Below are 24,458 nucleotides of genomic sequence, written 5' to 3'. Positions count from 1 at the left end.
TCAACGAACACGCCGAACCTCCCGTTTTTCTTTTCACCCTATGTGATCAGCCATGTCGCTGCCCAACCAGGGTGCTGGCCTGCGCTGATGTGCGTCAACTCCCCGCTGACGCAGGGGCCGTGGGGGCACTCACATCGAAGTGCCGTGCGTCCGGAGAGGCTTTCATCAGAGCGAGGATGATACGGCCCTTCGCCGCACCGTTCTCGGCGCTGCCCCACGCGACGGTCCGGCCACCGCTCAGCTCCAGCGAGATGTCGTCGTAGGAACGGACCTTGACGACGCGGGTGGCCCGGGCGACCGCGGACGGCAGGGCACCGGCGGTCCGCACCGCCTCGCGGACGAGGCGGTCCTCGCCGAAGCGGCGCAGACTCGCGGCGGCCGAACTCGACGGGGAGGGTTCCGTTTCCAGCAGCGGAACACCCTTCGGCGCCCGGGAAACGGTGGCGAAACGGACACCCTCGTCGTCCACTTCGATGAATTTCCGCCCTTTTTGGACAAGCAGGACGGGCGTGCGTTCGGTCACTTTCAGACCGATTCCGTCGGGCCAGGAACGCGTCACGGCAACCGAGTCGATCCGGCGCAGTCTCTCCCTCAACCGCTCCTCGATCGCGCCGGTGTCGACGGAGACCAGCGGTGACCCGACGGGGACGGCGGCGGCCTCGCGGACCTGGGCCGGCGTCAGAACAGCCGCGCCGGAGACGGAGACCCGCTCCACGCGCAGCCACGGGGAGCCGTACAGCAGCCAGCCGACGCCGGCGCCGAGGAGGACGGCCGCGAGCGCGATGATGATGATCATACGAAGCCGGCGCGGACCGAGCCGCCGGACGAGGGGCGGGCCGGACGACTCCCGCTGGCGTGCACCGCGCTCGGCGGTGGCGGATCCGGCCACGCGCACTCCCTTTCCTGGCCCGGTTCGCCTCCGGGGCACCGCGGGCGGCGCCGAACGGCAGGGGGCCCCCGACCGCTCGGCGCCGACGCGCCCCTTCGGCTCACTCGCCGATGCGTTTCCTAGTGGTGTGCCCGGCCGGCGGCGATCGCCTCGTACACCATGCCGACGAGCAGGTCGTCGGCGTCCCGGCGTCCGAACTCACCGGCGGCGCGGGACATCTCGTACAGCCGGTGCGGGTCGGCCAGCACCGGCAGGACGTTCTCCCGGATCCACTCCGGGGTCAGTTCCGCGTCGTCGACCAGGAGGCCGCCGCCGGCCTTGACCACCGGCTGGGCGTTCAGCCGCTGTTCGCCGTTGCCGATGGGCAGCGGGACGTAGGCGGCGGGGAGCCCGACGGCGGAGAGTTCGGCGACGGTCATGGCGCCCGCGCGGCAGAGCATCATGTCGGCCGCAGCGTACGCGAGATCCATCCGGTCCACGTACGGTACCGGGACGTACGGGGGCATTCCCGGCATCTGCTGGACCTGTGGCAGTTCGTTCTTCGGGCCGACCGCGTGCAGGATCTGGATGCCGGCCTGCTGGAGCCACGGGGCGACCTGCTGGACCACCTCGTTGAGGCGGCGGGCGCCCTGCGAACCGCCGGAGACGAGCAGCGTCGGCAGGTTCGGGTCGAGGCCGAAGGCGTGCCGCGCCTCGGGGCGCACGGCGGCCCGGTCCAGCGTGGCGATGGAACGGCGCAGCGGGATGCCGATGTAGCGGGCGTCGCGGAGCTTGCTGTCGGGCGTGGAGACGGCGACGCGGGCGGCGTACCGCGAGCCGATCTTGTTGGCCAGACCCGGGCGGGCGTTGGCCTCGTGGATGACGATCGGCACGCCCCGGCGCTTGGCGGCGAGGTAGGCGGGCAGGGCCACGTATCCGCCGAAGCCCACGACCACGTCGGCCTTGGTGCGCTCCAGGATCTGCTCGGTCGCCTTGATCGTGCCGCGCAGCCGGCCCGGGACGGTGATCAGCTCGGGGGTCGGCTTGCGCGGCAGCGGCACCGCGGGGATCAGCGCCAGCTCGTACCCCCGCTGGGGTACGAGCGTGGTCTCCAGACCGCGCTCCGTGCCCAGGGCCGTGATCCCCACCGAGGGGTCCTGCCTGCGCAGGGCGTCCGCGAGGGCGAGCGCGGGCTCGATGTGGCCGGCGGTCCCCCCACCAGCGAGTACGACATGCACCGAAATTCACCGCTCTCCGGACGTACGCGCCGCCGAGGCACGCCGTCGCATCGTGTTCCATCTCCGGGGCCCCGTGAGACCCCCGGCTCCCCGCTTTCTACCAAAGCGGGGAGGCCGCATCGCAAGCGCCGCCCGCGCAGCGGGCTCGTCGCGTGCGAAGGCGATCATCAGCCCGATGGCGAACATGGTCGGCAGCAGGGCGGATCCTCCGTAGGAGAACAGCGGGAGGGGGACACCGGCGATCGGCAGCAGGCCGAGCACCGCACCGATGTTGATCACGGCCTGGGCCGTGATCCAGGTGGTCACGCCTCCCGCGGCATACCTGACGAAGGGGTCCTCCGTGCGTCCGGCCACGCGGATACCCGCATAGCCTAGAGCCGCGAACAGGGCGAGCACCGACAACGTCCCCGCGAGACCCAGTTCCTCGCCGGTGACGGCGAAGATGAAGTCGGTGTGCGCCTCGGGGAGTTGTCCCCATTTCTCCACGCTCGCACCGAGCCCGGAGCCGAAGATGCCGCCCGAGGCGAGGGCGTAGATCCCGTGCACGGCCTGCCAGCAGTCGGCCGCCCCGGACTTCGGTTCGGTGGCGCCGATGCAGGCGAGCCGGGCCATGCGGTTCGGGCTGGTCTTGATGAGGATCACGCCGATCAGGGCGGCGATCGAGAGCACGCCGGCGAAGAGGCGGGTGGGCGCGCCCGCCAGCCACAGCAGGCCGAACAGGATGGCCGTGAGGATGATCGCCGTCCCCATGTCGCCGCCGAGCATGATCAGTCCGAGCAGCATGAACGCGACCGGCACGAGCGGCACCAGCAGGTGCTTCCACTGGCTCAGCAGCGTCCTGTCCTGTTTGCGGGCCAGCAGGTCGGCACCCCAGAGCACCAGCGCGAGCTTGCCGAACTCGCTGGGCTGGATCTGGAACGAGCCGCCGAGCGAGATCCAGTTCTGGTTGCCGTTGACCGCCATCCCTATCCCCGGCACCTGCACCAGGACCATCAGGAAGACGGCGCCCGCGAGGATCGGGTAGGCCAGCGCCCGGTGCAGTTTCACCGGCATCCGGGAGGCGGCCAGCATCAGCAGTCCGCCGATGGCGGCGGCGAGGAACTGCTTGCGGAAGAAGAACGAGCCCGGCAACGCCATCTGCAACGCGGTGACCTGCGAGGCCGAGTAGACCATCACCAGGCCCAGCACGGTGATCAGCAGGCTGCCGCCGAGGATCAGGTAGTAGGCGGTCAGCGGCCGGTCCCAGGCCCTGCGGGCACGCGTGTGGAGCCGCAGCACCGGGTTGTCGCGCGGCGGCCTGGCGGCAGGTCTGCGGACGGCCCGCTGGACGGGCGGCCGCCCGGTACGGCTACCGGGCACCGCAGCCTCCGGTGAACGTCGGCCTCGACGGTCGCACGCGTCCCTCCCAAGGTCCGCCCGGCAGGCGGCCGGGTCAGGCTCCGAGTTCGCGAACGGCTTCCGCGAACGCGTCACCGCGCTGGTTGTAGTTGACGAACATGTCCATGGAGGCGCAGGCCGGGGCGAGGAGCACCGTGTCGCCTTCGACGGCGAGTCCGCGGGCCTCCTGGACAGCCGCGAGCATCGCCCCAGTGTCGGTCCGGTCGAGCTCGACGACCGGGACCTGCGGGGCGTGTCGCGTGAGGGCTTCACGGATCAGGGCGCGGTCGGCGCCGATGAGCACGACCCCGCGCAGCCGCTTCGCCGACTTCGCGACCAGCTCGTCGAAGGTCGCCCCCTTGGCGAGACCGCCCGCGATCCACACGATCGACTCGTACGCCGCCAACGAGGCCTGCGCGGCATGGGTGTTGGTGGCCTTGGAGTCGTCGACGTACGCGACGCCGTCCAGGTCCGCCACGTGGGCGATCCGGTGGGCGTCGGGCGTGAAGGCCCGCAGCCCGTCCCGTACGGCCGTGGCGGGCACCCCGAAGGCGCGCGCGAGGGCCGCCGCGGCAAGGGCGTTGGCGATGTTGTGCGGCGCGGGAGGGGTGACGTCGGAGACCTCGGCCAGCTCCTGGGCGTTCTTCTGCCGGTTCTCTACGAAGGCGCGGTCGACCAGGATGCCGTCCACGACGCCGAGTTGGGACGGGCCGGGGGTGCCCAGCGTGAAGCCGACGGCCCGGCAGCCCTCCTCGACGTCCGCCTCGCGCACCAGGTCCTCGGTGGCCTTGTCGGCCACGTTGTAGACGCAGGCGACCCGATTGCCCTCGTACACACGGCCCTTGTCCTTGGCGTACGCCTCCATGGAGCCGTGCCAGTCGAGGTGGTCCGCGGCCAGGTTGAGCACGGTGGCCGAGTGGGCGCGCAGGGAGGGCGCCCAGTGCAGCTGGTAGCTGGAGAGTTCCACGGCGAGGACGTCGTAGCGCTCCTCGCCGAGGACCGCGTCCAGCAACGAGACCCCGATGTTGCCGACGGCCGCCGTGCGCAGGCCGGCCGCCGTCAGGATCGACGCCAGCATCTGGGTGGTGGTGGTCTTGCCGTTGGTGCCGGTGACGCAGAGCCAGGGGGCCGCGTCGGGCCCCCTGAGCCGCCAGGCGAGTTCGACGTCGCCCCACACCGGCACACCGGCCGCGGCAGCCGCCGTGAACAGCGGCTTGTCCGGCTTCCAGCCGGGCGCGGTGACGATCAGGTCGGTGCCCTCGGGCAGGGTCGCCCCGTCGCCGAGGCGCACGGTGACGCCCAGCTCCAGCAGCTCCGCGGCCTGCTCACGCGCGCGTGCGTCGTCGCCGTCGTTGACGACGGTGACGTGCGCGCCGAGGCCGTGCAGCACCTTGGCCGCCGGGATGCCGGAGACGCCGAGTCCGGCGACGGTGACGTTCTTCCCCTGCCAGTCGGTCACTTTTCTGCTGCCCATCCCGCGTAGAAGAGACCCAGTCCGACGATCACGCAGATGCCCTGGATGATCCAGAAGCGGACCACGACGAGAACTTCGGACCAGCCCTTGAGTTCGAAGTGGTGCTGGAGCGGCGCCATGCGGAAGACGCGCTTGCCGGTCATCCGGAAGGAGCCGACCTGGATGACCACCGACATGGTGATGAGGACGAACAGCCCGCCCAGGATGGCCATCAGCAGTTCGGTGCGGGAGCAGATCGCGAGACCGGCGAGCACGCCGCCGAGCGCCAGCGAACCGGTGTCGCCCATGAAGATCTTGGCCGGCGAGGTGTTCCACCACAGGAAGCCGAGGCAGGCGCCCATCAGCGCGGAGGCGATGACCGCGAGGTCCAGCGGATCGCGCACCTCGTAGCAGGCGCTGGGGTTGGTCAGGGTCTCGCCGTTGGCGCAGGACTCCTGGAACTGCCAGACACCGATGAAGGTGTAGGCGCCGAAGACGAGGACGGAGGCACCGGTGGCGAGGCCGTCCAGACCGTCCGTCAGGTTCACGCCGTTGGACATCGCGAGGATCATGAACAGCGCCCAGACGACGAACAGCACCGGGCCGATCGTCCAGCCGAAGTCCGTGATGAACGACAGCTTCGTCGAGGCCGGGGTGTTGCCGCGCTGGTCGGAGAACTGGAGCGAGAGCACCGCGAAGGCGATGCCGACGATCAGCTGGCCGGCCATCTTCGCCTTGGCCCGCAGACCCAGCGAACGCCGCTTGACGATCTTGATGTAGTCGTCGAGGAAGCCGACCAGACCCATGCCGCACATCAGGCCGAGCACCAGCAGGCCGGAGTAGGTCGGCGGCTTGCCCGTGATGACCTTGGACAGGAAGTACGCCGCGACCGTCGCCAGGATGAAGGCGATACCGCCCATGGTCGGCGTACCGCGCTTGCTGGCGTGCTCGCGCGGGCCGTCGTCGCGGATGTACTGGCCGTACCCCTTGCGTGCGAGCAGCTTGATCAGCAGCGGGGTGCCGACCAGCGTCAGGAAGAGGCCGATGACGCCCGCGAACAGGATCTGATTCATCATCGGGCGGCGACCTCACCCTCGGCACCGGTCTCGAGCAGCGCCTGCGCGACGCCCTCCAGGCCGACCGAACGGGACGCCTTCACGAGTACGACGTCCCCCGGGCGCAACTCGCTGCGCAACAGGTCGACAGCCGCCTGTGCGTCGGACACGTGCACCGACTCCTCACCCCACGAACCCTCGTTGTATGCGCCCAGTTGCAGCCAGGCGGCTTCCCTGCCCCCGACCGCGACGAGCTTGCCGACATTGAGCCGGACGGCGAGCCGTCCGACCGCGTCGTGCTCGGCGAGCGCCTCGTCCCCCAGCTCGGCCATCTTGCCGAGCACCGCCCACGTACGGCCCCCCTTTGCCTGTGAGGCTTTGCCCATGGCCGCGAGCGCGCGCAGGGCGGCTCGCATGGACTCGGGGTTCGCGTTGTAGGCGTCGTTGACGATCGTCACGCCGTCCGGGCGCTCGGTGACCTCCATCCGCCAGCGGGAGAGGGAGTCCGCCTCGGAGAGCGCGGTGGCGATCTCTTCCGCGGACATACCCAGCTCATGGGCGACGGCGGCCGCGGCGAGCGCGTTCGACACGTGGTGCTCACCGTACAGGCGCATGGTCACATCGCTTGCACCGGAGGGTGTGTGAAGCCTGAACGCGGGCTGTCCGGTGTCCGTGAGTCTCACGTTCTCGGCGCGTACGTCCGCTTCGTCGGACTCTCCGAAAAGGACCACCTTCGCCTTCGTACGGGAGGCCATGGCGCGGACCAGGGGGTCGTCGGCGTTGAGGACCGCCACACCGCCCCCGCTCGCGGGCGGGAGGCTCTCGACGAGTTCGCCCTTCGCCTGGGCGATCTGCTCGCGGCCGCCGAACTCGCCGATGTGGGCGGTGCCGACGTTGAGCACGAGGCCGATCCTCGGCGGCGTCAGACCGGTGAGGTAGCGGATGTGGCCGATGCCGCGGGCGCCCATCTCCAGGACGAGGAACCTGGTCTCCTCGGTGGCGGACAGGGCGGTCAGCGGGAGCCCGATCTCGTTGTTGAGCGAGCCCGGCGTGAACACCGTCGGCGCCTTGCGCCGCAGGACCTGGGCGATGAGGTCCTTGGTGCTGGTCTTGCCGGCCGAGCCGGTGAGGGCGACGAGGGTCGTGCCGAGCTCGCGCACGACGTGCCGGGCGAGGGCGCCGAGCGCCGTCTGGACGTCGTCCACGACGATCGCGGGTACGCCGACGGGCCGCGAGGCCAGTACGGCCGCCGCGCCCGCCTCGACGACCGCCCGCGCGTAGTCGTGGCCGTCCGCCCGTTCGCCGACGAAGGCGACGAAGAGGCTGCCGGGCTCCACCTCGCGGGAGTCCCGGACGACGGGTCCGGTGACCTGCACGGACGGATCCGGTATGTCGTACGTCTGCCCGCCGACGACTGCTGCGATCTCGGCGAGGGAGAGGGCGATCACAAGTTCATCCCTGGGTCTTCTGGATAGCTTCGCGAAGCACCTGGCGGTCGTCGAAGGGACGGACCACACCGGCGATGTCCTGGCCCTGCTCGTGGCCCTTGCCCGCGACCAGCACGGTGTCCCCGGGCCGCGCCCGGCCGACGGCGGCGGCGATCGCGGCGGCCCGGTCCTCGAACAGCTGCACCTCGCCGCGCTCGTGGGCCGGCACGGACGCGGCGCCCTGGAGCATCGTCGCGAGGATCGCGAGGGGGTCCTCGGAGCGGGGGTTGTCGGAGGTCAGTACGGCGGTGTCGGCGAGCCGGGCCACGGCGGCGCCCATCGGGGCCCGCTTGGTGGTGTCGCGGTCACCGCCGCAGCCGAGCACCACGTGCAGCCGGCCCTTGGTGACCTTGCGCAGCGCCTTGAGCACCGACTCCACGGCGTCCGTCTTGTGCGCGTAGTCGACGACCGCGAGGTAGTCCTGCCCGGCGTCCACCCGCTCCAGCCGGCCCGGCACGCCCGGTACGGCGGCCACGCCGTCGGCGGCGGTCTGCGGGTCGAGTCCGGCGGCGGCGAGGGCGACGATGGCGCCGAGGCTGTTGGCCACGTTGAAGGGGCCGGCGATCGGCGACCTGGCGGCGATCCGCTCGCCCTGCGGGCCGAGGACGGTGAACGTCGAGTCCATCGGGCCGACCTGGACGTCCACGGCCCGCCAGTCGGCGTCGGGGTGGCCCTCGGCGGAGAACGTGACGACGGGGACGGTGGCCTCGCCGGCCAGCCGGCGGCCGTACTCGTCGTCGAGGTTGACCACCCCGAGCCTGCTGCGCAGCGGGGTGAACAGCTGCGCCTTGGCCCGGAAGTAGTCCTCCATGTCGGAGTGGAACTCCATGTGTTCCGGGCTGAGGTTGTTGAACACGGCGATGTCGAAGACGCAGCCGTCGACCCGGCCGAGGACCAGGGCGTGGCTGGAGACCTCCATCGCGACCGCCTCGACGCCGCGTTCGCGCATGACGGCGAACAGGGCCTGGAGGTCGGTGGCCTCCGGGGTGGTGCGCTCGGACTTGATGCGCTCGTCGCCGATGCGCATCTCGACCGTGCCGATGAGGCCGGTCGCCCTGACCTTCTTCAGGCCGCCCTCGACGAGGTAGGCGGTGGTGGTCTTGCCGGAGGTGCCGGTGATGCCGATCTGGAGCAGCTCGCGGCCGGGGTGGCCGTAGATGGTGGCCGCCAGTTCGCCCATCCGTCCGCGCGGGTCGTCGACGACCAGGACCGGCAGGCCGGTGGCGGCGGCGCGCCCGGCTCCGGCCGGGTCGGTCAGCACGGCGACCGCGCCGAGGCCCGCGGCCTGGGTGGCGAAGTCGGCGCCGTGCAGGCGGGCGCCCGGGAGGGCGGCGTACAGGTCGCCGGGGCGGACGGCGCGTGAGTCGTGGGTGATGCCCGTGACCTCCGCGGCGCTCTCCGGCTGCTCGGCACCCAGCTGTCCGGCCAGCTCCGCCAGGGGTGTGGCGGCGACGTGAACCGGTCGCGGCGGTCCCGGATACGTCACGGAAGCGCCCTTCTGAGTGGTTGGGGACTGATCAGCGTGTGGCACGGCGGTGAGCGTACCGGGCGGGGCTGGTCGGGAGCGAAGCGAGGCGGCGGGTGGTGCCTGGTTCGCGGGGTCGGGAGTGATCATGGTCACGGGCTGGTTCCCTGGCTGGTTCGGCGCTGAACACGGGCGGCTGACGGGCTGGCGGGCGGGGTCGCGGGGTCAGGGGGCGAAGGAGACCGGGAGGTTCGCGGGCTTCCCCCCGGTCGGCGGGATCTGGAGCGTCTTCAGGGAGAACTCCATGACCTGCTTGAAGATCGGGCCGCAGATCTGGCCGCCGAAGTAGCTGCCCTCGGTGGCGTTCTGGATCGCGCAGTAGACCGTCACCCGGGGGTTGTCGGCGGGCGCGAACCCGGCGAACGACGAGGTGTAGCCGCGGTACTTGCCGGTGGCCGGATCCACCCGGTTCGCGGTACCCGTCTTGCCCGCGACGCGGTATCCGGGGATGCGCGCCTTGGTGCCGGTTCCCTCCTCGTCGTCCACCACCGACTCCAGCATCTGGGCGAGGGACTTGGCCGTCTTCTGGCTCACCACCCGTGTCTTGCGGGGGGTCTCGGCGGGGGCGAAGCGGCCGTCGGGCCCCTTGGTGCCGCGCACCAGGCTCGGTTCGACGCGCACGCCGCCGTTGGCGATCGTCGAGTAGACGGAGGCCGCCTGGAGCGCGTTGATGGAGACGCCCTGGCCGAAAGGGATCGTGTACTGCTGCGAGGTCGACCAGTCGCCGGGCGCCGCGAGGATGCCCTTGGTCTCGCCGGGGAAGCCGAGCCCGGTGTAGCTGCCGATGCCGAACTTGCGCAGGTAGGAGTAGAGCGTCCGGTTCGCCTGCGCCTGGGTCTTGCCGAGCTGGCCGGTCGCCAGGATCGTGCCGATGTTGCTGGACTTGGCGAGCACGCCGTTGAGCGTGAGGTACCAGGTGGCGTGGTCGATGTCGTCCTGGAAGAGCCGGTCGCCGCGGTGCAGCCGGTTGGGCACGGTGACGTGCGTGAGGGGCGTGGCGGCGTTCTCCTCCAGTACGGCGGCCATCGACATGACCTTGGCGGTGGAGCCGGGCTCGAAGGCGTCCTGGAGGGCCGCGTTGCCGAGGGCCTCGGGGCTCGCGTCGGACAGGTCGTTGGGGTCGAAGCCGGGCGAGTTGGCCAGGGCGAGGATCTCGCCGGTGCGGGTGTCCTGGACGATGACGTAGCCGCGGTCCGCCTTGGACGCCTTCACCTGCTCGGTGATGGCGTTCTGCGCGGCCCACTGGATGTCCCGGTCGATCGTCAGCTCGACGTCGGATCCGGGCACGGCCGGTGTCTCGGTGGAGCCTGCGGTGGGCACCTGACGGCCGCCGGACTGGGCGTAGCGGATCTTGCCGTCCTTGCCGGCCAGGGTGGCGTTCAGCTGCTGCTCGATGCCGCCGCCGCCCGCGCCCTCGGCGTTGACCCAGCCCAGTATCCCGGCGGCCAGCTCACCGTTGGGGTACACGCGCTTGCTGCTCGGGACGGAGAAGACGCCGGCCAGGACGTTGGCCGTGGCGGGGTCCGACTCGGCCTTGGTGGCGAGCGCGGACTTCAGGTCCTTGATCTGCTTCCAGACCTGCGGGGTCTGCCGGCCGGCCAGCTTGGCGTAGCGGACGTTCGCGTCGCCGGGGCGCAGCTTCTTGACGAGCGCGGACTGCTCCTGGCCGAGGATCGGCGCGAGGAGGGCGGCCGCCTGCTCGGGCCCGTCGTCGATCTTCAGCTGTCCGCGGGCGAACATCGTCGGGTCGGCCGTGATGTCGTAGGCGTCCTCGCTGGAGGCGAGGGCCACGCCGGAGCGGTCGGTGATCTCGCCGCGCTCGGCCGCCAGGACCTGGCCGACGTAGCGGTTCTGCTCGGCCTTGGCGGCGTAGGTGCCGGCGTCGACGGCCTGCACCTGGAGCAGCCGGACGACGAAGGCGATCATCACCAGGGCCAGCGCGAGGCCGACCAGGCGCAGCCGGGGACGCGGGCTGCCGAGCCGGATGACGCGGGGGGCCGCGGGCCGTGCGGCCGGACGGCGGGCGGGGCGCGCTCCGGGCCCCGGCCGGCGCCGGGCCGACGCGGGGCGGGCGGGCCGGGCCGGGCGGGCGGGGCCGGGCACGCGCCGGCGGGGCGGTTCCCTGTCGGACACTTCCGTCACCTGCCGGGAGTCGTGGGGGTGGCTGTGGTCGCGGACACACCGGGGGCGGTCGCCGCCGGGCCGGGGGCGGCCGCGGCGGCCGGGGAGGCGCCGGGGGCGGCGGCGGCCGACGGGAGGGCCGGCAGGGTCGCGATGGCCTCGGGGGGCCGTACGGCGAGCGGGGTGTCCGCCGGGGAACGGGGGGCGGCCGAGGGAACGCCCTTCACGGTGCCGTCGGGGTCGAGGAAGGCCGGGTCGCCGCCGGGCACCATGCCCAGTTCCCGCGCGCGGCGCTGGAGGGCGTCCGGGGCGGAGTAGGAGTCGATGTCCCGCTGGAGCGCCTGTTCCTCGTCGGTGAGGTTCTTGGTGTCCTTCTGCAGGTCGTCCATCTCGAACGAGCCCTCGCTGAGCGCGGAGTTCAGCACCAGCAGGCCGATCAGGCCACCGCCGAGGAGCAGCACGACGAGCAGGACGAACGGCGTGCGGGCCGCCTGTCGCGGCCGGGCCGGGAAGAGCCGCGCGAGCCGGGCGGCCCGCCCCTTCAGCCGGGGTTTCCTGCTCACTCGCCCTCCCCTGGGCCACCGGTCACGAACCCGTTGGACGGGGGTGTCCCCCGGCCCGCCCGCCGCACGCCCGTCACTCGACGTCCTCCCTGATGCGCTCGGCCCCGCGCAGCCGCGCCGGGGCGGCCCGCCGGTTCTCGGCGACCTCTTCCTCCGTGGGAAGTTCGGCACCACGGGTGAGCAGCTTGAGGCGCGGCTGGTAGCGCTCGGGGACGACGGGCAGTCCGGCCGGCGCGGTGGTGGCGGCACCGGCCGCGAACACCTGCTTGACCAGTCGGTCCTCCAGCGAGTGGTACGACAGCACGGCGATCCGTCCGCCGACGTCGAGGGCCTTCACCGCGGCCGGGACCGCCCGTTCCAGGACCGACAGTTCGCCGTTGACCTCGATGCGCAGCGCCTGGAAGGTGCGCTTGGCCGGGTTGCCGCCGGTGCGCTTGGCCGCCTGCGGCAGAGCGTCGCGGATCAGCTCGACGAGCCGGGCGCTGTCGGTGAACGGCTCCTTCTCCCGCTCGCGCACGACCGCGGAGACGATCCGCTTGGCCTGCTTCTCCTCACCGTAGGCCCGCAGGATGCGCACCAGTTCGCCCGGCGGATAGGTGTTGAGGACCTCGGCGGCGCTGATGCCGGTCGTCTGGTCCATGCGCATGTCGAGGGGGGCGTCCTGCGCGTAGGCGAATCCCCGGTCCGCCTCGTCGAGCTGCATGGAGGAGACGCCGAGGTCGAACAGGACGCCCTGCACGCGCGGGACGCCGAGCCGCTCCAGCACCTCGGGAAGTTCGTCGTACACGGCGTGCACGAGGGTGGCGCGGTCCTGGTACGGGGCGAGGCGCTCGCCGGACAGCCGCAGGGCCTCCTTGTCGCGGTCCAGGGCGACGAGGCGGGCCTCGGGGAACCGGGTGAGCAGGGCCTCGCTGTGTCCGCCGAGGCCGAGCGTGCAGTCGACGACCACCGCTCCGGGCCGCTGGAGGGCGGGGGCCAGCAGGTCCAGGCACCGCTGGAGCATCACCGGGACGTGTCGACTCCGTCCCTCCCGTCGCCCGCCGTCACCCTCGTTCGAATGCGCTTCGCGCCCCATTGGTCCTGGGCCCTCTCAGATCCGGCGGAGTCCGTACGCACCGCCGGGTCCCCACCCGCTCGAAGAAGGGGAGGTCCGCCGGCGCCGGAAGCGTCAGCCGACCGGGAGCGGGAGGAGGCCGAGCCGTACGTACGCGCCGCGCACGCGGGGAGATCCCCGGCGGCCGCGCCGGGGTCTCTCGGGGAATTCAGTCCAGCGGGGAGATCACCGCCTCCCGCTTCGCGTCACTTTAGTCCACCCTGTCTCGCGGTCAATCAACCGGCCTGCGCGTCGTGCTCCGGTACGCGTGCGAAGCGGCGATTACGGGAAAATCGCTCCCACGGGCTTGACCCGGCCACTCGTGTGGATTACCTCACATGAGACCGGGATGACGTTCTTCACCCTTCTCACAACGAGACCGGAGAGCTTGTGACCAGTAACGTCATGGGTATGACGACTTCTGCATCGGTACCCACCGGCTCCGAGGCCGCCATACCCACTGGCGGTACGGTCACCGACCACCTGGTCGACGCGAACCGGCGCTACGCCGCCGCGTTCAGCGACCCGGGGATGGACGCGCGCCCCGTCCTGCACGTGGCCGTGGTGGCCTGCATGGACGCCCGACTCGACCTGCACGACGCCCTCGGCCTGGAACTCGGCGACTGCCACACCATCCGCAACGCGGGCGGTGTCGTCACCGACGACGTGATCCGCTCCCTCACGATCAGCCAGCGCGCCCTGGGCACCCGCAGCGTGGTGCTGATCCACCACACCGGCTGCGGTCTGGAGAGCCTCACCGAGGAGTTCCGCCACGACCTGGAGATGGAGGTGGGACAGCGTCCGGCATGGGCGGTGGAGGCCTTCCGGGACGTCGACCAGGACGTGCGGCAGTCGATGCAGCGCGTGCGCACCTCGCCGTTCCTGCTGCACACCGACGACGTACGAGGCTTCGTCTTCGACGTGAGGACGGGGATGCTGAGGGAGATCGACCCGGCCGAACAGTCCTAAGACCTGACATATCGCTGTCAGTTGTCCACGGGCGAGTGACACGAAACGGTAACGGCAGCAAGAATGCGGGAGTGGCGTCGCGCTGAGCATTTCCCGCGTGGTGTCCGTGTTTCGGGGTGGGCCGGTCCGCATCGCAGAGCGTCGGCCCGGAAAGAACGGGCCGAGGAGGGCCGGGTGACGACCTATGACGAGCGTGCGAGCCTCACAGATCTGACCGCCACTGTGGAGCGGGTCCGCAGTTCGGTGGAGGGAGTGATCGAGGGCAAGCCCGAGGTCGTACGGCTTTCTCTGACGGTGCTTCTCGCCGAGGGACATCTTCTGATCGAGGATGTCCCCGGCGTGGGCAAGACGATGCTGGCGAAGGCGCTGGCCCGGTCCATCGACTGTTCGGTCCGGCGTATCCAGTTCACGCCCGACCTGCTGCCGTCGGACGTCACCGGCGTGTCCATCTGGGACCAGCAGCGCCGGGACTTCGAGTTCAAGCCGGGGGCGATCTTCGCGCAGATCGTGATCGGCGACGAGATCAACCGCGCCTCGCCCAAGACCCAGTCCGCGCTGCTGGAGTCGATGGAGGAGCGCCAGGTCACCATGGACGGGCAGACCTACGAGCTGCCCAGCCCCTTCATGGTGGTGGCCACCCAGAACCCGGTGGAGATGGAGGGCACCTATCCGCTGCCCGAGGCCCAGCGCGACCGTTTCATGGCCCGAGTCTCCATCGGCTACCCCAGCCCGGAGGCCGAGCTGCAGATGCTCGACGTCCACGGCGGGGTGAACCCCCTGGACGACCTCCAGCCGGTGGCCCACGCGCACGAGATCCTGAAGCTGATCGAGGCGGTCCGCGGGGTCCACGTCGCCGAGGCGATCCGGCGGTACGCGGTCGACCTGGTCTCCGCCACCCGCACCCACCCCGACCTCAGACTCGGCGCCTCCCCGCGCGCGACCCTGCATCTGCTGCGCGCGGCGAAGGCGTCCGCCGCCCTCGGCGGCCGGGACTACGCGCTGCCGGACGACGTGCAGAACCTCGCCGTGGCCGTCCTGGCCCACCGGCTGCTGCCCACCGCGCAGGCCCAGCTGAACCGCCGCACCTCGGAGCAGGTCGTCGAGGAGATCATCCAGCGCACCCCGGTGCCCACCGGCTCCCCGCAGCAGCGCGGCTACGGCCTGGGCGACGGCCCCCAGGCGTACAACCGGCAGCCGCCGCGGAGGCTCGGATGACCACCGGCGCGGCCGGACCGGCGGAGGCGGGCCGCGGGGAGAAGGGCGGCGTACGCACCGCCCTGGCCGGTCTCACCACGCGTGGCCGCTCCTTCCTGGCGGCCGGGGTCGCCGCCGCGATCTGCGCCTACGTCCTCGGTCAGCCCGACCTGCTGCGCGTCGGGCTGCTGCTGGCCGCGCTGCCGCTGGTCTGCGCGGCCGTGGTCTACCGCACCCGCTACCGGGTGGCCGGCAGCCGCCGGCTCTCCCCCGCGCGCGTGCCCGCCGGCAGCGAGGCCCGCGTCCATCTGCGCATGGACAACGTCTCCCGGCTGCCCACGGGCCTGCTGATGCTCCAGGACCGGGTGCCCTACGTCCTCGGCCCGCGCCCCCGCTTCGTCCTGGACCGGGTCGAGGCGGGCGGCCGGCGCGAGGTGTCCTACCGGGTCCGCTCCGACCTGCGCGGCCGCTACCCGCTGGGCCCCCTCCAGCTGCGGCTGAACGACCCGTTCGGCATGTGCGAGCTGACCCGCTCCTTCTCGACGCACGACACCCTGACGGTCGTGCCGCGCGTGGAGGCGCTGCCGCCGGTCCGGCTGGGCGGCGAGGCGAAGGGGTACGGCGACGGGCGGCAGCGCTCGCTGGCGCTGGCCGGCGAGGACGACGCGATCCCGCGCGGCTACCGCTACGGCGACGACCTGCGCCGTGTCCACTGGCGTTCCACCGCCCGCTACGGCGAGCTGATGGTGCGCCGTGAGGAGCAGCCCCAGCGCTCCCGCTGCACGGTGCTGCTGGACACCCGCGGGCTCGCCCACCGGGGCGCGGGCCCCGACTCGGCCTTCGAGTGGGCGGTCTCGGGCGCCGCGTCCGTCCTGGTGCACATGCTGGAGCGGGGCTTCTCCGTCCGGCTGCTGACGGACACCGGCAGCTCGGTGCCGGGCGAGGGTGCCGAGGGTTTCGCCGGGTCCGGCCAGGGATCGGCCGACGCGGCCGGGCTGATGATGGACACCCTCGCCGTGATCGACCATTCCGACGGCACGGGCCTGTCCCCGGCCTACGACGTGCTGCGCGGGGGCAACGAGGGGCTGCTGGTGGCCTTCCTCGGCGACCTCGACGAGGAGGAGGCGGCGGTGGCCGCCAAGATGCGCCAGCGCAGCGGGGGCGCCGTCGTCTTCCTCCTGGACGGCGACAGCTGGGTGCGTGAACCGAATGACGTGCCTCATCCGATGAACAGGCACCAGGAGCGGTTGCGGATGCTGCGCGAGGCGGGCTGGACGGCCGTGAGCGTGCCGCGGGGCGCTCCGCTGGACGAGCTGTGGCGGCAGGCGGACCGGGAGCGTTCGGGTGTCGTGACGGCCGGCGGACCGAGCGGAAGGGGGGCGGGGTCATGAGCGGTCGGGCCCGGTTGACGCTGTGCGCCGCGGCGGCCACGCTGATGGCCGCCTCCGCCCTGCTGCCCCTGGTCGAGCAGACCTCGTGGATCCTGCTGGCGGCCGTCCTGCTGGCCGTCCAGTGCGGGGCCGGCGCGGCCACCCGGCGGGTGCCGCTGGCCCGGCCGCTGACCGTGCTGGCCCAGGTCCTGGTCACGCTGGTGCTGCTCACCCTGGTCTTCGCCCGGGAACAGGCCCTCGCCGGGCTGATTCCCGGCCCGCAGGCCTTCCAGCACTTCGCCGACCTGCTCCGCGCGGGCACCGACGACGTGGGGCGGTACGCGATACCGGCGCCGCTCTCCGACGGCATCCGGCTGATGATGATCGGCGGTGTGCTGCTGATCGGGCTCGCGGTGGACACCCTCGCGGTGACCTACCGCAACGCCGCGCCGGCCGGCCTGCCCCTGCTGGCGCTGTACTCGGTCGCCGCGGGGCTCTCCGACGGGGGGACCGACTGGCTCTGGTTCCTGGTGGCCGGCGGCGGCTATCTCATGCTGCTGCTCGCCGAGAGCCGGGAGCGGCTCTCGCAGTGGGGCCGCGTCTTCGGGGGCGCCCCGCGCGCCCCGGGCGGGCAGTCCGGCCCGGTGGCCCCGGTGCGCACCGGGCGGCGCATCGGCGCGGCCGCCCTGGGCGTGGCGCTCGCGGTGCCGCTGCTGCCGCTGCCCGCGATCGACGGCGGTCTGCTGGACGGCGCGGGGACCGGGGCCGGCCCGGGCACCGGCGGCGGGGGCACGATCTCCGCGGTCAACCCACTGGTGTCGCTGCGCGACAGCCTGAACGTGAACGAGGACCGCACGGTCCTGACCCTGCGCACCAACACCGGCGACCTCTCGGACCTGTATCTGCGGATCGTCTCCCTGGACGACTTCGACGGCACCACGTGGAAGCCGTCGAAGCGCGACGTCGTCGCCGTGCCCGACGAGCTGCCCACCCCGCCCGGCCTGAGCCCGCAGGTGCGGCGCGCGGAGATCACCACCCGGGTGGCCGCCGCCGACTGGTACGCCCAGGACTGGCTGCCGATGCCGTACCCGCCGAGCGGTGTGCAGGTCAGCGGCAGGTGGCGGTACGAGCCGGTCGGCATGACCGTGGTCGGCGACCACCGTCAGACCACCCGCGGCAAGTCCTACGAGGTGAACAGCCTTCAGGTGCGGCCGACCGCGGAACAGCTGGCCGCCGCCCCCAAGGCCCGCGGTTCGCTGCGCGGCGAGTACACCCAGGTGCCGGAGACCCTGCCGGCGGTGGTGTCCCGGACGGCCCGCGAGATCACCGACGGCTCGTCGAACGACTACGAGCGGGCGGTGAAGCTCCAGGACTGGTTCGCGGTGACGGGCGGCTTCGAGTACGACACCGAGGTCGAGGTCGGCACCGGGAAGGACGCGCTCGCCCGCTTCCTGCGGGACAAGCAGGGCTTCTGCGTGCACTTCTCGTTCGCGATGGCGGCGATGGCCCGCACGCTGGGCATTCCGGCCCGGGTGGCGGTGGGCTTCGCGCCCGGCTCCCCGCAGTCCGACGGTTCGGTGGCGGTGAGCCTGAAGGACGCGCACGCCTGGCCGGAGCTGTACTTCGAGGGCGTGGGCTGGACCCGTTTCGAGCCGACCCCGACCCGGGGGACGACTCCTCCGTACACGCTGCCGGAGACCTCGGGCAATGCCGTCCCGGACCTGCCGCAGGCCTCGCGGTCGGCGGGCGCGGCGCCGTCGGCCGAGCCGTCGGCGAGCACGAGCTGCACCGCGGAGGACAAGAGGCTCCAGGGCTGCGCCGACGCGCTGCCGCTGGACCAGGCGGATCAGGGCGGCGGCGGCCCGCCCTGGTACAAGATCGCGGGCTGGACGGCGCTGGGACTCGTGGTGCTGGTGCTGCCCCTGCTGCCGATGGTGTGGCGGCTGAGACGGCGGTCGGTGCGGCTTGCCTCGGCCCAGCACACCGGTTCCCCGGCGGTGGGCCGGTCGGGCTCCGGGACACTCGGGGACGGCGTCGGGCAGCCGGTGGGCGACGCCGGTCCGGCGGTGCTGTTGGACCCGCCGCCGGAGGAGGTCGGCGAGGCGGCCGCGGCCCACGTCCTGAGGGTGTGGCGCGAGCTGACCGACACGGCCTGGGACTACGGGATCCCGCCCGACGATGCGCTGACGCCCCGCCGGGCGGCGGACCGGATCGTCCGGCTCGGCGAGCTGGACCAGGCGGTGGCCGGATCCGTGCACCGGTTGGCGGGCGCCGTGGAGCAGGTGCTGTTCGCCCCACAGCCGCGGGCCGAGGCCGGGCTGGCCGAGGACGTGCGGAAGGTGCGGGTGGCCCTGCGGGCGCGGGTCGGCCGGCGCACCCGGCTGCGGGCGGTCGTGGCACCGCGTTCGGCCGTCCGTGTGGTGTGGGACCTCAGCGACCGCTGGACGGCGGTCAGGGCGACCTGCTCGGCCCGCCTGACGGCCCTGGCCCGTCGGGTACGACCGGGCAGCCGGGCGGCTGACGCTCGGGCGGGCGGCTGACGCTCGGGCGGCGGCCGGTGGCTGCGGCGGGCGGCGGACGCTCAGGCTCGGCCGGGTCGCCGAGGCGGCTGACGCTCGGCGGGGCCGCTGCTGTGCGCCCGGTGACGAGGCGTTCGGCCCCCGTTCCGGGATCTCTCCCGGAACGGGGGCCGAACGCTGTTCCGCGGCGGGCCTGCGGAAGGGCCGCATCCACAGGCGAGGGCACAGACAGGGGGCATGCGTGAGGGGGGTGACCGCCCGGTCGGGCTGTCACCCCCCTCACCACGTCTCTGCGCGGCTCCGGCGTCTCACCGGCCGGGCACGGGAGCGGCCCGGTACAGCCTCGGCGGCGCCTCAGTGACCCTGGCCGCCACCCTGCTCGTCGCGGCGGCGCTGCCAGCGCTCCTCGATCCGGTTCATCACCGAGCGCTTCGGCCGTCCCTGCCCGCGTGCCTGCGGGGCGCCGGCAGGCTGTTCACCCGGCTTGGGGGCCTTGCGCCAGCCGGTGACCGCGAGGACCGCACACCCCAGCATGACGAGGAAGCCCACCACGCTGAGCCAGACCTGCTGGGCGACCATACCGGCCATGAGGAGCGCGATACCCACGAGGAAGCCCGCGACCGCCTGGTAGACCCGGCGCCGGGTGTACGTACGCAGCCCGCTTCCCTCAAGCGCCGACGCGAATTTGGGATCTTCGGCGTACAGCGCTCGCTCCATCTGCTCGAGCATGCGCTGCTCGTGCTCCGAGAGCGGCACGGAGTCCTCCTCATCGTGCAGTCGCCGGGGCGACCCGGGGGTCCCTTCAGGATAGGCAGGGAATCGCCCCCGTGAAACCCGCCCCTCTACGCCAATTGGCCAACCGGAGCCCGTCATGAGCGTCTCGGGTCCGCTGGGGGTTCCATTCCCCGGCGGCCGACCCGTCATGCCGGGCGGTCCCCCTCGATCATACGGCGCGCTTCGGCCGAACGGGGGGCCTGTGGCGTACTCCATGCGCAGCCGCGTACCTGATCAGCGGCGCGTCTCAGGAGTGGGCGGCGGCCCTGCCGGCCCCCGGGTCTCACCGAGCACGTGGAGCTGTGTCGCCACGGAGTGGAAGGCGGGCAGCTCGGCCGCCGCCTCCTCCAGCTTCAGCAGTGCCTCCAGGGCGCCGGGCTCGGTGTCCACGAGCACGCCGGGCACGAGGTCGGCGAAGACCCGCACCCCGTGCACGGCGCCCACCCGGAGGCCGGCGCCCTCGACCAGTCCGGTGAGCTGGTCGGCGGTGAAACGGTGCGGTACGGGGTCGCCCTCGCCCCAGCGGCCGTCCGGGTCGGTGAGGGCCTGGCGGGCCTCCTTGAAGTGACCGGCGAGGGCGCGGGCCAGAACGGCGCCGCCGAGGCCGGCGGCGAGCAGGCTGAGGACCCCCTCGGAGCGCAGCGCGGCCACCACGTTGCGGACGCCTTCGGCGGGGTCGTCGACGTACTCCAGGACGCCGTGGCACAGCACGACGTCGTAGCCGCCGCGCCGGACCACGTCGAAGAGGCCGTGGGCGTCCCCCTGGACGCCCTGCACGCGGTCGGCGACTCCGGCCTCGGCGGCGCGGCGCTCCAGCGCGAACAGCGCGTTGGGGCTGGGGTCGACGACGGTGACCCGGTGCCCGAGGCGGGCGACCGGCACCGCGAAGTTGCCGCTGCCGCCCCCGGTGTCGAGCACGTCCAGCGACTCCCGCCCCGTGGCCTTGACCTGGCGGTCGAGGGCGTCCTGGAGGACCTCCCAGACCACGGCGGTACGGAGCGAGGCGCGGGGGCGGGAGGTGCCGGAGCGCAGCGACGCCGTGTGGGAGTGGCGGTGGGAGACGGACGGGCGCATGGGGTCCGGCACGGCAGTTGACTCCTCGGCGCGGCACCGCCTCTGGCGCGGCGGAGCGAACGGGGCGCCTTCCCGGCCGCAGCGGCGGCGGGGGAAGGCTTCAGGCGCTGTCCACCCTATTGCCTCCGCCCCCGCCCCCGGTCACCGCGGTGCGCCCGGTCGCGGGGCCCGCCGGCCTGCCCGGGGCGCCCGTGCGCGCGTCCCGGACGGACACCCCGCCGGCCCGGCCGGTCCCGTCGGCGGCGTGGCTCATCCCGCGTCCGGCATGTCCGAACCCGCGCTCGGGCCGTCCGCTTCGGCGCCCTCCTGGCGGGGCGGGGGCAGCACCGGCTGGAGGACCAGCATGCGTTCGACGAGGCGGAGGAACATGGCCACGTCGCGTATCAGGTCGTCGGCGTCACGACGGCTGGCCGCGCCCTGGATGCCCGCCTCCGCGCGGGCGCGGCGCCCGGCTCCGGAGGCGAACAGCACGCTCCACTCGGCCAGTTCGGGCGCTATCTCGGGGAGCACCTCCCACGCGCTCCTGATCCGGGCGCGGCGTCGGGGGGTGGCCTCCGGGCGCCCCCGCGCGGCGAGGACGGCGGCGGCGGTGCGCAGCGCGGCGAGGTGGGCCGTGGCGTACCGCTCGTTGGGGGTGTCGAGGACGGTGGCCTCGTCCAGCCCGGCGTGGGCCTGGGCGAGCAGGTCGAGGGCGGCGGGCGGGGCCGTGGTCCGGCGCAGCACGGGGTGCACGTCGCTCGCCGGGCCGGTCAGTGAGGGGGCAGGGCCGGTGGCGCGTCGCCGACGTGCGGCTGCTGCGTGGGAGCTGGCCATGACGAACCTCCTGTCGTCTGTGTGACGGCACGATCCTGTCGGGTGGTGCCGTATGGGCCCATCGTGCGCCATGCCACTGACAATCCGTTGCGACCTGGGCTTTTGCCTCGATCGAAAGTTCGGGTTAGTTTTTGCACTGACCAGTCAGTTCAAATCCTGCTCACGGGGGGAACCGTGCACGGAGTCGCCGTCACCGCCGAGGGCTTCGGGCTGCAGGGTCCGCGCGGCTGGGCCTTCCGGGACGTCGGTCTCGACGCGGAGCCCGGCTCGCTGATCGCGGTCGAGGGGCCCTCCGGCTCAGGCCGGACCAGCCTGCTGCTCGCGCTCACCGGCCGGATGAGGGCCACCGAGGGGACGGCGGTCGTCGGCACCGCACGGCTGCCGAAGCAGATGGCCGCGGTGCGCCGCGTCAGCGCCCTGGCCAACGTCACCGGTGTCACCGACCTCGACCCGGCGCTGACCGTGGGTGAGCACCTGCACGAGCGGGCGTTGCTGCAGCGGCGGTCCGGCGGCTCCGTACGCGCGCTGCTGCGGCCGCGCACCGCGCGCGTGACCGAGGAGAGACTGCAGGTCGACGCCGCGCTGGCCGCCGCGGGACTCGAACGGGAGGCGCTGCCCGAGGGGGTGCGGACCGCCGTACGCGATCTGGAGCGGCTGGAGGCGCTGCGGCTGTCGGTCGCGCTGGCCCTGCTCGGGCGGCCGCGACTGCTCGCGGTCGACGACGCCGACCTGAAGCTGTCCGACGCCGAACGCGCCGCGGCCGGGGCCCTGCTGGCCTCCGTCGCGGCATCCGGGACCACCGTCGTGGCGGCGTGCGCCGAAGCGCCCGACGGCGCCGTGACGGTGGCCAGCCGGCCGGGACCCGGAGAGGAGACGGCCGATGCACGCGCCGCGACTCGCCGCGCTTGAGCTGCGCCGCTTCGGCCGGGGGAAGCTCCCGCGCGCCGCCCTGGTCGCGCTCCTGCTGCTGCCCCTGCTCTACGGCGCGCTGTACCTGTGGTCCTTCTGGGACCCGTACGGCCGGCTCGACCGCATCCCCGTGGCCCTGGTGAACGACGACGAGGGGGCGAGTGCCGACGGCCGCCGGATCAGCGCCGGGGACGACATCACCGCGGGGCTGCGCGACAGCAAGGTCTTCGACTGGCACGAGGTCGATGCCGCGCAGGCACGCGCGGGCGTGGAGGACGGCACCTACTACCTGTCGCTGACCATGCCCGCCGACTTCAGCCGGCGCATCGCCTCCAGCTCGGGGGACTCCCCCGCGACGAGCGCCCTGCAGGTGCGCACGAACGACGCCAACAACTACATCGTCGGGCAGATCTCGCGGACGGTCTTCGGCGAGGTCCGCACGGCCGCCTCGACGAAGGCCTCCCGCTCCTTCCTGGACAGGATCTTCATCTCCTTCTCCGACATCCACGGCAAGACCGTGGAGGCCGCCGACGGGGCCGACGAGTTGAAGGGCGGCATCGGGAAGGCCGAGCAGGGCTCCAAGGCCCTCGCGGACGGCCTCAAGGACGCCAAGTCGGGCAGCGGCAAGCTGTCCGGGGGACTGACGAAGCTCGACAAGGGCGCCGGTGACCTGGAGGACGGCTCGCGGAAGGTCGCCGACGGCACGCAGACGCTCGCCGACGAGGTCAACGGCGTCTCCGGCAAGGTCACGCCCTTCCTCCAGGACAACGAGAAGACCATCGGGGACACCGCCCAGCTGGTCGCCGACTCCGCCAAGGTGGTCCGCGGCCATCTGTCCACCCTGGTGAAGACGGCGCCGGTGGCCGCGGAGGGTGCGCGGGCCGCCTCCGAGACCCTGGACGAGATCCACCGGACGCGCTGCGAGACGCCCGTGCTGCCCGACCCGGCCTGCGCCGACCTGAAGAAGGCCAGGGACGCCGCCGCGGACGTGGTGCTGATCGCCGACGACGTCGACACGGTCGTCGCCGATCAGGACGGCGACCTGAAGACGATGCGCACGAACCTCGCGGCGCTCCAGAAGCAGGCCCAGGCGCTCGCCGACCGCGCCCCGCACCTCTCCGAGGACGTCGCCGACGCGGTCTCCAGGATCAACGAGCTGAACAAGGGCGCCCAGAAGGTGGCCGCGGGCGCCAAGAAACTGAACACCGGCATCGGCACCGCGAAGAGCGGCGCGACCGACCTGGACAAGGGCGTCGGCAAGCTCAAGAAGGGCGCCGAGAAGCTCGACGGCGGCATGTTCAAGCTGGTCGACGGCTCCGCGGAGCTCGCCGGCGGACTGCACGACGGCGCCGGGCGGATCCCCGACTACGACAAGGCGGACCGGGACGCGCGCACCGCCGTCATGGCGGACCCGGTCCAGCTGGCCTCCCACGACCTGCACAAGGCGCCCAACTACGGCACCGGCTTCGCCCCGTACTTCATCCCGCTGTCGCTGTGGGTGGGCGCGATGGTGGCGTACATGCTGATCGCGCCGCTGAACCGGCGCGCGCTCGCCGCGGGCGCCTCCGCGTGGCGGATCGCGCTGGCCGGCTGGCTGCCGGTGGCCGCGATCGGGGTGCTCCAGACCGCGGCACTGATGGCCGTGCTGCACTGGGCGGTGGGCCTGCGGATGGTCCGGGCGGCCGGCACGGTGGGCTTCCTGTTCCTGGTGGTGGCCTGTTTCGCGGCCGTCGTCCAGTGGCTCAACGCGCGCTTCGGCCCGGCGGGCCGGATCCTCGTCCTGGCCCTGCTGATGCTCCAGCTCACGTCGGCGGGCGGCACCTACCCGGTGCAGACGAGTCCGGGCTTCTTCAACGCCCTGCACCCCTTCCTGCCGATGAGCTACGTCGTCGAGGCGCTGCGCCGGCTCATCACGGGCGGCGGCCTGGAACCGGTGTGGCACGCGTGCGTGGTGCTGGCCGCCTTCACGGCGGGCGCCCTGGCACTGACCGCCCTGTCCGCGCGCCGCCGCCAGGTGTGGACGCTGGACCGGCTGCACCCGGAGCTGACCCTGTGA

The 24,458-nt window shown here is 72.8% G+C and carries 19 protein-coding genes; 6 read left to right on the top strand and 13 right to left on the bottom strand.

The genetic code is table 11. The features are described from left to right. Positions 1 to 94 precede the first annotated feature (94 nt). From AB0N31_RS15295 to rsmH, 10 genes are all read right to left on the bottom strand, one after another. Positions 95 to 889 carry an FtsQ-type POTRA domain-containing protein gene (locus AB0N31_RS15295; protein WP_366058842.1) on the bottom strand — a complete coding sequence of 265 codons (795 nt, stop codon included), beginning with the start codon at positions 887 to 889 and terminating at the stop codon, positions 95 to 97. A gap of 119 nt (positions 890 to 1,008) precedes the next feature. Continuing rightward, on the bottom strand, positions 1,009 to 2,106 hold the full coding sequence (murG, locus tag AB0N31_RS15290) for an undecaprenyldiphospho-muramoylpentapeptide beta-N-acetylglucosaminyltransferase (RefSeq protein ID WP_366058841.1): 1,098 nt from the start codon (positions 2,104 to 2,106) through the stop codon (positions 1,009 to 1,011). Positions 2,107 to 2,112: 6 nt separating this feature from the next. Further along, entirely contained in the window at positions 2,113 to 3,465 is a 1,353-nt protein-coding gene (gene ftsW / locus AB0N31_RS15285) for a putative lipid II flippase FtsW (RefSeq protein ID WP_366058840.1), read from the bottom strand. 73 nt (positions 3,466 to 3,538) lie between these two features. Continuing rightward, positions 3,539 to 4,957: a UDP-N-acetylmuramoyl-L-alanine--D-glutamate ligase gene (gene murD, locus AB0N31_RS15280; protein ID WP_366058839.1), complete on the bottom strand. Its 1,419-nt coding sequence runs from the start codon at positions 4,955 to 4,957 to the stop codon at positions 3,539 to 3,541. After that, entirely contained in the window at positions 4,939 to 6,012 is a 1,074-nt protein-coding gene (mraY, locus tag AB0N31_RS15275) for a phospho-N-acetylmuramoyl-pentapeptide-transferase (RefSeq protein WP_363087225.1), read from the bottom strand. The genes murD and mraY overlap by 19 nt, the downstream gene beginning before the upstream one ends. Further along, positions 6,009 to 7,439, bottom strand: coding sequence for a UDP-N-acetylmuramoyl-tripeptide--D-alanyl-D-alanine ligase (murF, locus tag AB0N31_RS15270; protein WP_366058838.1), 1,431 nt, complete (start codon positions 7,437 to 7,439; stop codon positions 6,009 to 6,011). The genes mraY and murF overlap by 4 nt, the downstream gene beginning before the upstream one ends. A 4-nt stretch (positions 7,440 to 7,443) precedes the next feature. Further along, positions 7,444 to 8,964 (bottom strand): UDP-N-acetylmuramoyl-L-alanyl-D-glutamate--2,6-diaminopimelate ligase, encoded by a 1,521-nt coding sequence (locus AB0N31_RS15265; RefSeq protein WP_366058837.1) that lies wholly within the window; start codon positions 8,962 to 8,964, stop codon positions 7,444 to 7,446. 204 nt (positions 8,965 to 9,168) lie between these two features. Next, positions 9,169 to 11,136 (bottom strand): penicillin-binding protein 2, encoded by a 1,968-nt coding sequence (locus tag AB0N31_RS15260; RefSeq protein WP_366058836.1) that lies wholly within the window; start codon positions 11,134 to 11,136, stop codon positions 9,169 to 9,171. Positions 11,137 to 11,141: 5 nt separating this feature from the next. Then, entirely contained in the window at positions 11,142 to 11,687 is a 546-nt protein-coding gene (locus AB0N31_RS15255; protein WP_366058835.1) for a septum formation initiator family protein, read from the bottom strand. Positions 11,688 to 11,760: 73 nt separating this feature from the next. Continuing rightward, positions 11,761 to 12,762 (bottom strand): 16S rRNA (cytosine(1402)-N(4))-methyltransferase RsmH, encoded by a 1,002-nt coding sequence (rsmH, locus tag AB0N31_RS15250; protein WP_366058834.1) that lies wholly within the window; start codon positions 12,760 to 12,762, stop codon positions 11,761 to 11,763. 429 nt (positions 12,763 to 13,191) lie between these two features. Between rsmH and AB0N31_RS15245 the strand changes: the two genes are divergently transcribed. From AB0N31_RS15245 to AB0N31_RS15230, 4 genes are all read left to right on the top strand, one after another. Continuing rightward, positions 13,192 to 13,749: a carbonic anhydrase gene (locus AB0N31_RS15245; protein ID WP_366058833.1), complete on the top strand. Its 558-nt coding sequence runs from the start codon at positions 13,192 to 13,194 to the stop codon at positions 13,747 to 13,749. A gap of 174 nt (positions 13,750 to 13,923) precedes the next feature. Then, positions 13,924 to 14,964, top strand: a complete 1,041-nt coding sequence (locus AB0N31_RS15240) for a MoxR family ATPase (RefSeq protein WP_366058832.1) — start codon at positions 13,924 to 13,926, stop codon at positions 14,962 to 14,964. Further along, positions 14,961 to 16,334, top strand: a complete 1,374-nt coding sequence (locus AB0N31_RS15235; RefSeq protein ID WP_366058831.1) for a DUF58 domain-containing protein — start codon at positions 14,961 to 14,963, stop codon at positions 16,332 to 16,334. The genes AB0N31_RS15240 and AB0N31_RS15235 overlap by 4 nt, the downstream gene beginning before the upstream one ends. Further along, positions 16,331 to 18,853, top strand: coding sequence for a DUF3488 and transglutaminase-like domain-containing protein (locus AB0N31_RS15230; RefSeq protein ID WP_366058830.1), 2,523 nt, complete (start codon positions 16,331 to 16,333; stop codon positions 18,851 to 18,853). The genes AB0N31_RS15235 and AB0N31_RS15230 overlap by 4 nt, the downstream gene beginning before the upstream one ends. A 333-nt stretch (positions 18,854 to 19,186) precedes the next feature. On the opposite strand, the gene AB0N31_RS15225 is transcribed toward AB0N31_RS15230, so the two are convergent. The 3 genes from AB0N31_RS15225 to AB0N31_RS15215 form a co-directional block, all read right to left on the bottom strand. After that, positions 19,187 to 19,588, bottom strand: coding sequence for a DUF3040 domain-containing protein (locus tag AB0N31_RS15225; protein WP_363087215.1), 402 nt, complete (start codon positions 19,586 to 19,588; stop codon positions 19,187 to 19,189). A gap of 252 nt (positions 19,589 to 19,840) precedes the next feature. After that, on the bottom strand, positions 19,841 to 20,680 hold the full coding sequence (locus tag AB0N31_RS15220; protein WP_366058918.1) for a methyltransferase: 840 nt from the start codon (positions 20,678 to 20,680) through the stop codon (positions 19,841 to 19,843). A gap of 249 nt (positions 20,681 to 20,929) precedes the next feature. Then, positions 20,930 to 21,493: an SAV_6107 family HEPN domain-containing protein gene (locus AB0N31_RS15215; protein WP_366058829.1), complete on the bottom strand. Its 564-nt coding sequence runs from the start codon at positions 21,491 to 21,493 to the stop codon at positions 20,930 to 20,932. A gap of 174 nt (positions 21,494 to 21,667) precedes the next feature. Here AB0N31_RS15215 and AB0N31_RS15210 point away from each other — a divergent pair, with 174 nt between their 5' ends. Together AB0N31_RS15210 and AB0N31_RS15205 are read left to right on the top strand one after the other, a co-directional pair. Continuing rightward, complete coding sequence (locus tag AB0N31_RS15210; protein ID WP_366058828.1) at positions 21,668 to 22,402, top strand: ATP-binding cassette domain-containing protein; 735 nt, start codon at positions 21,668 to 21,670, stop codon at positions 22,400 to 22,402. Continuing rightward, a complete protein-coding gene (locus tag AB0N31_RS15205; protein WP_366058827.1) occupies positions 22,374 to 24,458 on the top strand; it encodes a YhgE/Pip domain-containing protein in 2,085 nt (694 codons plus the stop codon). The genes AB0N31_RS15210 and AB0N31_RS15205 overlap by 29 nt, the downstream gene beginning before the upstream one ends.

Origin of the sequence: Streptomyces sp. NPDC051051 (genome assembly GCF_040682975.1) — a bacterium.
Classification (GTDB): Bacteria; Actinomycetota; Actinomycetes; order Streptomycetales; family Streptomycetaceae; genus Streptomyces.
Note: the sequence above shows the minus strand (reverse complement) of the source record. Positions and strands in the feature narration are given on the sequence as shown.